This window comes from Rhodococcus sp. CH91, assembly GCF_022554085.1.
Lineage (GTDB): Bacteria > Actinomycetota > Actinomycetes > Mycobacteriales > Mycobacteriaceae > Rhodococcus.
In genome coordinates, this window is sequence record NZ_JAKFYR010000001.1 from 242,191 (window position 1) to 254,124 (window position 11,934).

Here is an 11,934-nt window from a genome sequence, read left to right on the forward strand (position 1 = left end):
TTCGTGCGTCATGCGTCTCCCAGAGCAGGCGGCACGCACGACGCATCGGTCCGTGTCGTGCCGGATGTACCGACAGCGACCCCCGACGCTTCGGGTAAGCCTACGTCACATCTGACGCATTATCCAGATGTGTTGGGAAACAAGATATTCAGGAAGAAATTCGACCCTGGACCGGATCGGCGGGACTGTCCTCCGCCCAGCGTTCGGACTCGGCCTCCAATGCGGCTGCGACACGATCCGGCGCCTGCAGCACCACGACGATGGGCACCGCCAGCAACAGCAGACCCACGACGAAGAGCGGGAACAGAATCGAGAACACCTCGATCCCACCCGTCACCACGACGGCGGGGTCGATGCTCACCCGCACCGACGCGGCGGCGAGAAAGTGCACCGCGATCACCGCAGCGCCTGCAAGTGCGCTGACGAGAAAGCGTTTGGGCCACGAGTCCGCTGTCTTCACCTGGGCCAGGAAGCCGACGGCCGTCACGATCGCCAGAAGCACGGCCGCAACGATCCACACCGGCTCGAACGACAGATCCCCCTGGATCCGCACCGCTCCCAGGATCGTGAACGGCACGGTCGCCAGGCCGGCGCCCAGGACGAGGGCACCGGTGACCGTGCGACCGAGAGTCCCCGGCCCGTCGGAAGGCATCGCCACGAGCAAGGCGATGTAGACCGACACCAGGGCGACGGCCATCGAGAACCCGATGGTGACCGCGTCGTACCTCACCACGCTGCCCTCGACGGTGAAACCTGCCATCGGCAGGAACATCGCGAGCCAGACACCCACTCCGCCGCTCACCAACGCGGCGAGAATCATCCAGTACGAACGCAATCGCTCGGTGGAGGTGGTACGTACCCGTCGAGCACCCGTGCCCCCGACGAACACCCCGATCGTCGAGGTCAGGTACGCGAGGGCCGTGACCCACGACCCCATGGTGAAGAGTTCGAGACCCTCCCCCATTACTGGGTCACCGGCTGGTGCAACTTCCGCAGCGCGTATTCGGTGACGGTGACCAGTGCCTGCTTGGCCGACTCCCGTGCGCGGGCGTCGATCGACACGATCGGCACGTCCGCGGAGATCGCCATGGCCTGGCGGATGTCCTCGAGGGGATATCGGGGAGCGTCGTCGAATTCGTTGATGGCAACGATGAACGGGAGGTTGCGCGCCTCGAAGAAGTCGACGGCGGCGAAACTCTCGTCCAGGCGACGGGTATCTATCAACACGATGGCGCCGATGGCACCACGGATGAGGTCGTCCCACATGAACCAGAAACGGTGCTGGCCCGGCGTGCCGAACAGATAGAGGACGAGGTCGTCGGCCAGGCTGATACGACCGAAGTCCATGGCAACCGTGGTAGTGGCCTTCTGCGGTGTCGCAGAAAGATTGTCGACGCCGTCACTGGCGTTCGTCACGAGCGCTTCGGTACGAAGCGGCACGATTTCCGACACCGCCCCGACCAGTGTCGTCTTGCCGACACCGAAGCCGCCGGCAATCACGATCTTGGTCGAGGTCACGCGCTTCGTGGCGTTAGAGTTCGCGAAGTCCACTGAGGACCCTTTCAATCAGCTCACGACGCTCCGCGTCGCTCGAATCGTCTTTCAGCGTGGCCAGGATCTGTACGTGTCCGGCTTCGACGAGATCGGCGACGAGCACACGTGCCACGCCGATCGGTACTCCCACCCGCGCGGCAATTTCCGCGACGGAAGGAGATTCCTTGCACAGCTCCAAGATCGTGGCGTTGATGTTGTCCAGGTCCCGGGCCCGATCGTCGGTACCCGGGATGGCCTGGATCAAGGCCTCCAACGCCAGTTCGACCGCAGGACTCGTACGTCCCGAAGTCAGGGAGTAGGGCCGGACCAGACTGGGCTGGTCCGGCACCGACTCCGGCTTCCGCGATTCCATGGCCACCTCGACGTCAGGACCCTAGACCGACCCGCGGAGTGGCTTCGACCGAAGCACCCACTCGATCGACCAGGAGCGCCATCTCGTAGCCGACCTGTCCGATATCGCACTCGGAGGCGGTCAGAGCCGCGAGGTGGGAACCGTCACCGACGCTCATCAGCAACAGGTAACCGTGCTGCATCTCGACGACGGACTGGAGCACACCGCCACCGTCGAACAACTGCGACACACCGTTGGACAGGCTCGCCAGGCCCGAGGTCACCGCAGCGAGCTGCTCTGCACGATCCACCGGGAGGTGGGCACTGGCGGCCATGAGGAGGCCGTCCGCGGACACGAGCACGGCATGCGAGACACCTGGGACTTCGCGCGCGAAGTTGGAAACCAACCAGTCCAATGGACGAGCTGCGTCGGATCCATGATCAATATTCATCGAACTCCCTGTTCATCGTTCTCGCGATTGCTGAAATTCGCCGAGGCACGTCCGTTACGGACGCCCTGCTGATGGCGACTCAAGTTGGCCCGGATGGCTTCCGGGTCACGACGTCGAATGGTCGTCTGCAACTCACCCGTCGCCGGTGCCCGTACGGCACCCGGCACGAGACGTTCGCCGGGGGCGCGCCGCGGAAGACCAGCAGTGGTGTGCTCCTCCACAGGCGCTTCGGATGCACGCTGCGCTGCTTCCCAGCCCGCATCCGCGACGGACCGCCACTCACGCTTCCTGCGGTCCTCGGGAAGGCTCGTCGGGTCGACGAGCCAATCCGACATCATCGTGGTGAAGATCGGTGTGTTCGCCGGTTGCGGCCGGGCCGACGCGAGATCGGGCCGGGGCTGGAAGAACGACGCCGTCTTCGCCGAGTTCGTCCGGTAACGATGCCGTGCTGCCTGCTGCGCATCGCTGTGTGGCGAGATCGATCCACCATCGGCGACGCTCGGACCGGACGCGCTTGCTGCCGTGCCGGACTCAGGACCGGTGGACGCAGCGGCAGGGCGCGGGGGCAGGCCCGGCGTACTCCCCGGCTGCCGTCGAGGCAGGCCCGGTGTACTCCCCGGACGACGTTGTGGCAGTCCTCGTGTGGCGCCCTGCGGCTGCTCTCCCCCGTGCGGACGCTGCTGCGGTGCGCGCTGGGGCAGATCCGAACGCTGCGGCAGATCCGAACGCTGCGGCAGGTCGGAGCGCTGCGGCAGATCCGAACGACCGGAAGTCTCGCCATTCGCGGGCGGTGCCGCCGGCGACTGGTGCCGATTGTGCTGGATCGACGGTGAGGAACCGGCACCACGATTCGGAAGGCCGGGTGTGGATCCCGGTCGCCGTTGCGGAAGACCGGACGGTGCGGACTGCTGCTGCGGGGCAGGAGCCTGCTGCGCCGAGCTCTGCTGCGGGGCACGGAACGATCCGGAATCGTGCTGAGGTGCCCGAGTCGACTCGGTCGACGGCGACGAGATCCCCGGAGTTGTTCCGGGTCGCCGCTGAGGAAGACCCGTGAAGCCTTCCTGGCGTTCGGACTCGGCGTCCGGTCGCGATGCGGATCCGTTCCGGCCGTCGCTCGACGAGTGGTGTCCCTGGGTGTCCTCCGGCGCTCGTCGTGCCCCTCGCGGCGGCAGGGCCGAGGCGAATGCCGCTGCGGCATCGGGTTCGATCCGCCGCGGTTGCGGTTGCTGCGGCGGCGGGGTGGGCAACCCGGGCGTCTCCCCGGGCTGACGCGTGGGCAGGCCCGGAGTGCCGCCGGGGCGGCGCTGCGGAAGACCCGAGGGGCCGAGATCGCGGGAGACCGGCGCCGGCGGGGGCGTGAACTCCGTTCGTCCCGACTCGCGCTTCGGCTCCTCCGGACGCTCACTCACGTAAGACGGCTTCGCCTCGGTGGCACCGGAACGACTCCCGTAATCGTTCGCGTACATCTCTGCAGGCTGCTCGACGCGCGGCTGCTCGACGCGCGGCTGCTCGCCGCGCGGCTGCTCGACGCGCGGCTGCTCGACGCGGGGCTGCTCGACGCGGGGCTGCTCGGCCCATTCCGGACGGGCGGGCGACGACGAGAAATGGTCCTGGTCGTCTTCCGCTGCCGGCAGGCTCGGCCGGGCGGCAGGCGCGGCGAGCGCCTGCGGGGCCGAGTGTTCCTCCGGCTCCGCTTCGATCCGAGGCTGCGGCCCGGTGTGCGACAACGCCAGCGGCGAGACCAGCAAGACGTCCGGGATGTGCACGCTCGCAGTGATACCCGGGTTTCGGGCGGTGTCGAAGGTCGGGCGCAGGCGCACGGTGAGACCGTGCCGCTCCGCAAGTCGCGAGACCACGAACAGGCCCATGTGACGCGCGGTGTCCGGTCCGACCTCGCCACCCTTGGCCAGACGCTGGTTGATGATATCGAGTTCGTCGGCCGGGATACCGATACCGCGATCGGCGATCTCGACGAGCAGGCCACCGTCGACGGCGCGAGCGAAGCTGAAGGTGACATTGCTGTCCGGCGGGGACGCCCGGAGCGAGTTGTCCACCAGTTCGGCGAGCAGGTGCACGATGTCGGTCGCGACCGCGCCGCTGAGGGCACCATCGGGTGTCGATCCGATCTGCACGCGCTGGTAGTCCTCGACCTCCGACATCGCGGCACGCAGGATGTCGCCGAGCTGCACGGGCGCCGAGTGGCCACGCCGCATCCGGGTACCGGAGAGAATCAGCAGGTTGTCGCCGTTACGGCGCATACGAGCGGCGAGATGGTCGAGGCGGAACAGGCTCTCGAGTCGAGCCGGATCCTTCTCCTCGTACTCGAGCCGTTCGATGAGGCCGAGTTGCTGCTCGACGAGGGACTTCGAACGCCGCGCGAGCGTCTCGAACATGTCGCTGATCTGCAGCCGCAGGTGGGCCTGCTCGCCGGCGAGACGCAGCGCCTGCCCGTGCATGTCGTCGACGGCACGAGCGAGCTGACCGATCTCCTCGGTGGTGTGCACGGGGACTCGGGTGAACTCGATGTCCTCGATGTTGTCGCCGACCTTGATGCGGTCGATCGCCTCGGGCAGTTCCTGGCGGGCGACCTTCAGGGTGCCGTAGCGGAGGCGACGGATCGGGCCGACGAGCGAACGCGAGACGAGCAGGGCGAGCACGAGGGCCGCGAGCAGCGCAGCGAGCACGATCGCAGTGTCTCGGAGCGCGGCCGAACGGGTTTCCGCTGCGCGGTCCTGGACCGACGTACTGACCCGGGTGGAAGCCTCGTCGATGATGCCGCCGTAGATGTCGACGCTGTTGAGCAGCGACGCGCGGAGGTTGAGGATCGGGATCGGGCCCTCCCCCGCTGCCGCCACCATGTCGGCGCGTTCCTGGACGCCGGCACGCAGTTCGGAGATCTGCGTGTCCGCCATCGGATAGGACCGCGCGAGCAGATCGAGCATCGCGAGCTCGGCGCCGGAGGCGGAGACGAGGGCCGTGCCGGGCTGCGTCGGATCGGCGAGGAGCTGGAGAAGGCCGATCACCTGGCCGAAGAGGTAACGCTGCGAGTACCAGGCGTTGATCAGCTGGTCGCCGTAGGTGAGGATCTCGCGATCGTCGACCTCGTCGAGGATCGCCTCGACGATGTGGTTGAGGCTCTCGCGCACCTCGCTGGTGACCCCGCTGATCTCCTCGATCGGCACGGGACCGGCCTGCATCTTGGCGTAGAGCGACTGCGCGGAGGCAGCGGTACGGCTCAGATCGGAGGTCACCGCCGGATCGAGCTCCGGGTTCTCCGTGACCGTGGCGATCGTGCCGAAGGCGTCACCGAGCCGCGCCATCTCTTCGGGAGTCACCGTTCCGGCGGCAGCGCTGGCCGTAGCGGTGGCGAACGCCGTCGAGAACTCGACGATGTCCGGCACGGCTGCGACCTGGTCGGCGGCCGAGGAGAAGTGAACAGCGTTGCTGAGTTCGTTCTCGACCCGGAGACCACCGAGGACCATGGCCACGGTCACAGGGACAGCGAGAACGGCAGTGACCTTCCTGCGAAGACCCCACCCCTCGATGTTCCACCACCGCTGCCGAGGCGGCGACTTGTCACTCATGGATTACAGCTCTCCTTCCACCCCGTTCGCGCCAGGCGACGAGCACCAGCCGGCACTGCACTCCGATGAGCGCGTTTTCGATCGAATGCAGTCGAACGAGACGTTTCGGGTGAGGGCACCATAGCGGGACATACAGCGGATACGGAAGAGAGGTTCTGTTCCGCCTCCGTGTGCTGCTGCCCTGGCCCCCTGGTCGGCAGCCACACATACAAATGGCCGATAGGAGTGTACTCACGGGTAAGGAGGAAGGCTAACGGCGTCTCGGAGCCTTCTTCTCACGGCCGTGCGCCCCCGCTGTGAAATTTGACACAGCAGGGGCGCACGGGTCGTTCTCGCAGACGCACAGCAGTGCGCACTGCGGTGGTCGTCAGACGTCCAGGAAGCGAACGTCCTTCGCGTTGCGGGTGATGAAGCTTCGTCGTGCCGCGACGTCCTCGCCCATGAGGACGCTGAACAACTCGTCGGCCGCGGCGGCGTCGTCGAGGGTCACCTGGCGCAGGACGCGGACGCTCGGATCCATCGTGGTCTCCCACAGTTCCTTCGCGTTCATCTCACCGAGACCCTTGTAACGCTGGATACCGTCGTCCTTGTTGATCTTCTTGCCCGCGGCCAGGCCCGCCTCGAGCAGGGCGTCGCGCTCACGGTCCGAGTACGCGAACTCCGGCTCGCTGCGCTGCCACTTGAGCTTGTACAGCGGCGGCTGTGCGAGGAAGACGTGACCTTCCTCGACGAGCGGGCGCATGAAGCGGAACAACAGCGTCAGCAGGAGCGTCGCGATGTGCTGACCGTCGACGTCGGCGTCGGCCATCAGCACGATCTTGTGATAGCGCAGCTTCGCGATGTCGAACTCTTCGTGGATGCCGGTGCCGAACGCGGTGATGATCGACTGGACCTCGGCGTTCTTGAGCACCTTGTCGATGCGCGCCTTCTCGACGTTGATGATCTTGCCGCGCAGCGGGAGGATCGCCTGGTACATCGAGTCGCGGCCCGACTTGGCGGAACCACCCGCGGAGTCGCCCTCCACGATGTAGATCTCGCACTTGCTCGGATCCTTCGAGCGGCAGTCGGCCAGCTTGCCGGGCAGTCCGCCGATGTCCGTCGCGCTCTTGCGGCGGACGAGTTCGCGGGCCTTGCGTGCAGCGACCCGCGCGTGGGCCGACGACACGGCCTTGGTGACGATCGTCTTCGCGTCGGCCGGATTGGCCTCGAACCAGTGCGAGATGTGCTCGTTGCAGGCCTTCTGCACGAACGACTTCACCTCGGTGTTGCCGAGCTTGGTCTTCGTCTGGCCCTCGAACTGCGGCTCGGCGACCTTGACGGAGATGATTGCTGCCAAGCCCTCGCGGATGTCGTCGCCGGTGAGGTTCGGATCCTTCTCCTTGAGGAGCTTCTTCTCCTTCGCGTAGCGGTTGACGACGGTGGTCAGTGCCGCGCGGAAGCCTTCCTCGTGCGTGCCGCCCTCATGGGTGTTGATGGTGTTGGCGAAGGTGTGGACGGACTCGGAGTACCCCGAGTTCCACTGCATCGCGACCTCGAGTTCGTGGCCGGTGCCCTTGGCGGTGAAGCCGACGACGGAGTTGTGGATCGGGGACTTGGTGCGGTTGATGTGCCGCACGTAGTCCTCGAGACCACCCGGATAGTGATAGGTGCGGACCTTGACCTTGTGGACCTCGGGTTCGGCGGCCTCGACGGCCTCGTCCTCGGCGGTCTTGGGGGCCTCGGCAGTCTCCGGAACGTCTTCCTCGGTCACCTCTTCGGGCGCGACCCGCTCGTCGGTGAGTGTGATGGTCAGTCCCTTGTTCAGGAACGCCATCTCCTGCAGGCGACGGGCGACGGTCTCGAAGTTGAACGTCGTGGTCTCGAAGATGTCCGGGTCCGGCCAGAAGCGGACGGTGGTACCGGTGCGCTTGTTCGCCTCGCCCTTGACCAGTTCGCCGGGCTTGGAGTTCGTGTAGGTCTGTTCCCAGTGGTAGCCGTCGCGGTCGATCTCGACCTCGAGAGTGGTCGACAGGGCGTTGACCACCGAGATGCCGACACCGTGCAGACCACCGGAGACCGCGTACGCGTCGGAGTCGAACTTGCCGCCCGCGTGGAGCTGGGTGAGAACGACCTCGACGGTGGGCACACCCGAGGCGTGCATGGCGACGGGGATACCGCGGCCGTCGTCGACGACCTGGACACCACCGTCGGCGAGAAGGGTGACCTCCACCTTGGAGGCGTAACCGGCCATGGCCTCGTCGACCGAGTTGTCGACGACTTCCCAGATGAGATGGTGCAGACCGCGCTCACCGGTGGAACCGATGTACATACCGGGGCGCTTACGTACCGCCTCGAGTCCCTCGAGGACGGTGATGGACGACGCACCGTAGTCACTGTTGCTGTTGTTCGACTTCTGGGCAGCCACGGGTGGGTAGCTCTCCTTCTCCGCCTCGGCCCCGCGCACGCGCGCGACGCATTCCTGTCCATCCTACGTGTCCGGTGACCCACTGCCCGGGAGGACACAGAAAGCAGTGATTCACACCTCTGGCGTCCCCGTAGCGGGACGGACGCGCATCGCATTGTGTGATTTCCTATCCTGCCCGGAAATCGTCGCCCCTGCGGTGCGACGTCGCTTCGCGCCTCAGCCGTAGGTGTCGCGTGGGCCACGACCCCGGATGTGCCGTTCGCCCTTGCGCCAACTCGGCGCCGTCGGACCGGTGATCCTCAATTCCTTGACGACGCCGTGCCCCACCGCAGCGGCGATCTTCGCGAGGATCTGGGACTGCATCATCCGCAACTGCGTCGCCCACGCTGTGGACTCGGCCGAGACGTGCAGGACACCCTCGCGCAGCGTGGTCGGCCGGGCATGGCCGGCGATGTCGTCACCCACCACACGAGCCCAGCTCCCGAGAACCGTGCCCTCCGAGACGTGCGCCGACCATCCGCGCTGCTTGGCCACCGAGCGTGTGAGGGAGCCGAGCGGTTGGGGGTCGCGTTCGTCCGGCCCGGGCCCCGACCAGCCTCGACGCCGGCGTTTCGGTCGCAGCGGTCCGCGGGACGCCCGTCCCTGACCGACGGACTTGCCGTTGGCCTTCGCCGCCGCTCGAGCTTCCTCGAGCGCGCGACGAGCCAGGTCGATTCCTTTGAGTTCCGGTCCTTCCGCGGCCGGGCCGCCGTCCTGGCCTGGTTGTTCGTCGTTCATCCGACCTCCCGGGTGATCGGGTCCGTCTCCGGTCGTATCGATCCCAGCACAGAGATACGACCTTCTTCGGTGTCTTCGGCACGAACGGGGAACCGCGCTCCGTTCAGTTCGGCCGGCACGTCCTCGGGTACGGCTGCCGTGATCAGCACCTGCTCGGCGGTCGCTGCCACCTCGGCGAGAGCGGACCGCCGGCGACGATCGAGCTCGGCGAAGACATCGTCGAGCATGAGCACCGGATCTGTGCCGTCGGCGCGCAGGAGCGCGAAGGCGCCGAGCCGCAGGGAGAGAGCGAACGACCACGATTCGCCATGGCTCGCATAGCCTTTCGCAGGCTCATCTCCGAGAAGAAGGTCGAGATCGTCGCGGTGCGGCCCGACCAGGCAGACTCCTCGCTCGACCTCCCTGGACCGCACCTCCGCGAGACGGTGCAGGAAGACCGTCTCGAGAAACTCCCGATCGTCCGGGACGGGTGTGCGGGCCGGATCGGAGAACTCCGGGGGCAGCGCGTCCCCGAGACTGCTGCGATAACGCAGGCTCGCCGGGCGCGACTCGGGTGCGATGGACCGGTACGCCTCGGCCACGTGCGGAGCGAGTTCGTGGAGCAACGCGATCCGCGCCGCGAGCAACTCCGCTCCGTGTGCGGCGAGATGACCGTCCCACACGTCGAGAGTCGCCAGGGCGCTCGCACCGTCGCTCGACCGACTTCCGCGCCGAAGAGCGCCTCCCGCGGTCTTGAGCAGTGCGGACCGCTGGCGCAGCACCTTGTCGTAGTCGGCGCGGACTCCGCTCATCCGCGGAAATCGTGTACTGAGGAGTTCGTCGAGGAACCGCCGCCGGTCTCCCGGGTCGCCGCGGACGAGGGAGAGATCCTCCGGAGCGAACAGCACTGTGCGCAGGATGCCGAGGATCTCGCGCGGCCGGCGGGCCGGCGACTGGTTGATGCGCGCCCGATTCTGCTTACCCTCGTTGATCTCGATGTCGACGCCCAGTTCACGGCCGTTGTTGACGACGACCGCCCCGGCGAACGCCCGTGACGTGCCGGCACGCAGCAACGGAGCGTCGGAGGACACCCGGTGCGACGAGAGGGTCGACAGATACCCGAGGGCCTCGAGCAGGTTGGTCTTCCCGTGCCCGTTACGTCCGACGAACACCGTCGCACCCGGCGACAGATCAGCGGAAACCGTTCGCCACGAACGGAAATCGCGCAACGAGAAAGTACGAACGTACACGGGCTTCCAGTCTCGGGGCCGGTCAGCCCGGCAGGCGCACCGGCATCAGCAGGTAGGTGTAGTCGCTGTCCGGAGCCGCGAAGGTACCCGAGGAATCCGGCACGGGCTCCTCGTCGAGGGCGGGACGCAGCACCGCGGGCCGACTCGAGGTGGTGAATCCGAACGAGACCTTGTCGGTGTGCAGCGAGGTCAATCCGTCGAGCAGGTAACCGGGGTTGAACGCGATGATCAGCGGTTCACCGAAGAATTCCGCGGGATGGGATTCCTCGGCACGGCCCGCGTCGTCGCCACCGGCCGACAACATCACGCTGCCCTCGGTGAACTCGAGTCGGACCTGTGCACCCCGTTCGGCGACGAGCGCGACGCGCTTGATCGCGTCCACGAGGGGCGCGATCTCGACCGTCGCCATCGCGGTGTGCTCGTTGGGGAGCAGCTGACGGAACTTGGGGAATTCGGCGTCGAGCAGGCGTGTGGTGGTCCGGCGCCCTTCGGAGACGATGCCGAGCAGTCCTTCCGCCCCCACGGAGGAACCGCTGCCGAGAGCGAGCTGAACCGGCGAGTTCGAAGATCCCCCAACAGTTTTCGCTGCCTCGGAGAGGGTCTTCGCGGGAACGAGCACGGCCGAACTGGTGGTTTCCGAGGTGGGCATCCACTCGAGTTTGCGAACCGCGAGCCGGAACCGGTCGGTGGCGGCGAGCACCATGTCGGTGCCCTCGATCTCGACACGGATGCCCGTGAGCATCGGCAGCGTGTCGTCCTTCCCGGCAGCGACGGCGACCTGGCTGATCGCCTCGGCGAAGAGATCGCCGGGCAACGAACCGGTCTGCTGCGGCAGTTCGGGAAGCTGGGGATAGTCCTCCACCGGCATGGTGGGGAGCGAGAACTTCGCGCTACCGCACGTGATGAGTACCCGGGTGCCGTCGAGCACGACATCCACAGGCTTGTGGGGAAGAGCGCGGGTGATGTCGGCGAGCAGCCTGCCCGACACGAGCACCTGCCCCGGGGTGATGACCTCGGCCGCGACGTGGACCTGCGCGGACACCTCGTAGTCGAATCCCGAGACGGTCAGTCCCTGCTCCTCGGCTCCGAGGAGGACACCGCCCAGGACGGGAACGGGAGGTCGCGAGGGGAGGCTTCGGGCAACCCACGCAACGGAGTCGGCGAAGTCCTCGCGAGCCACACGAAACTTCATACTTCCCAGCTCCATCGCCCGGTGGATCCCTTCGATCGGTCTCGACAAGTCTACGAAGTCTGTCACAGAACCCCGACACCGATGAGTCGGAGCCGGGGGATGCGAATCCACGTTATGCCTTCCCTCGCTGCTTGGGAAGCCGGGAGGCTCGAGGCGTGAGCCTCACTCGAGGGCCTGTGGACCGAAGCTCTCCACACACCTGTTTTGAAAGAAGATTTCCGAAGAGAACTCACAGAAGTAGTAATAGGGCCTGTGGAATCTGTGGACGAACGAGCGTCTAGGCTGGTGAGGCGAGGTTCTCGAGGGGGACCAACTCGAGGATGGACTCGAGGAGTTCTCGAGGAGGAATGTGGATTCCTCGAGACTGTTCGAACTCTGTCCACCTTTCGTCCACAAAGATCCCACGTTCTGC

The 11,934-nt window shown here is 66.6% G+C and carries 9 protein-coding genes; all 9 read right to left on the bottom strand.

What is annotated here, in order from left to right:
• Nucleotides 1-148: 148 nt before the first annotated feature.
• The 9 genes from MOM01_RS01120 to dnaN all read right to left on the bottom strand — a co-directional run bounded on the left by MOM01_RS01120 (nucleotide 149) and on the right by dnaN (nucleotide 11,537).
• A complete protein-coding gene (locus tag MOM01_RS01120) occupies nucleotides 149-964 on the bottom strand; it encodes an MHYT domain-containing protein (protein ID WP_241383545.1) in 816 nt (271 codons plus the stop codon).
• A complete protein-coding gene (locus tag MOM01_RS01125) occupies nucleotides 964-1,518 on the bottom strand; it encodes a GTP-binding protein (protein WP_016691076.1) in 555 nt (184 codons plus the stop codon). Before MOM01_RS01125 ends, MOM01_RS01120 begins: the two co-directional genes overlap by 1 nt.
• 13 nt (nucleotides 1,519-1,531) lie before the next feature.
• Nucleotides 1,532-1,906, bottom strand: coding sequence for a DUF742 domain-containing protein (locus MOM01_RS01130; protein ID WP_068159286.1), 375 nt, complete (start codon nucleotides 1,904-1,906; stop codon nucleotides 1,532-1,534).
• Between the two features lie 13 nt (nucleotides 1,907-1,919).
• A complete protein-coding gene (locus MOM01_RS01135; RefSeq protein WP_006550917.1) occupies nucleotides 1,920-2,336 on the bottom strand; it encodes a roadblock/LC7 domain-containing protein in 417 nt (138 codons plus the stop codon).
• Nucleotides 2,333-5,920 carry an ATP-binding protein gene (locus MOM01_RS01140; protein WP_241383546.1) on the bottom strand — a complete coding sequence of 1,196 codons (3,588 nt, stop codon included), beginning with the start codon at nucleotides 5,918-5,920 and terminating at the stop codon, nucleotides 2,333-2,335. The genes MOM01_RS01135 and MOM01_RS01140 overlap by 4 nt, the downstream gene beginning before the upstream one ends.
• Nucleotides 5,921-6,287: 367 nt before the next feature.
• Nucleotides 6,288-8,324 (bottom strand): DNA topoisomerase (ATP-hydrolyzing) subunit B, encoded by a 2,037-nt coding sequence (gene gyrB / locus MOM01_RS01145; RefSeq protein WP_241383547.1) that lies wholly within the window; start codon nucleotides 8,322-8,324, stop codon nucleotides 6,288-6,290.
• A gap of 216 nt (nucleotides 8,325-8,540) precedes the next feature.
• Nucleotides 8,541-9,101 carry a DUF721 family protein gene (locus MOM01_RS01150; RefSeq protein WP_241383548.1) on the bottom strand — a complete coding sequence of 187 codons (561 nt, stop codon included), beginning with the start codon at nucleotides 9,099-9,101 and terminating at the stop codon, nucleotides 8,541-8,543.
• Nucleotides 9,098-10,330 (bottom strand): DNA replication/repair protein RecF, encoded by a 1,233-nt coding sequence (recF, locus tag MOM01_RS01155; RefSeq protein ID WP_241383549.1) that lies wholly within the window; start codon nucleotides 10,328-10,330, stop codon nucleotides 9,098-9,100. The genes MOM01_RS01150 and recF overlap by 4 nt, the downstream gene beginning before the upstream one ends.
• Before the next feature lie 22 nt (nucleotides 10,331-10,352).
• Nucleotides 10,353-11,537 (bottom strand): DNA polymerase III subunit beta, encoded by a 1,185-nt coding sequence (gene dnaN, locus MOM01_RS01160; RefSeq protein ID WP_241383550.1) that lies wholly within the window; start codon nucleotides 11,535-11,537, stop codon nucleotides 10,353-10,355.
• Nucleotides 11,538-11,934 lie beyond the last annotated feature (397 nt).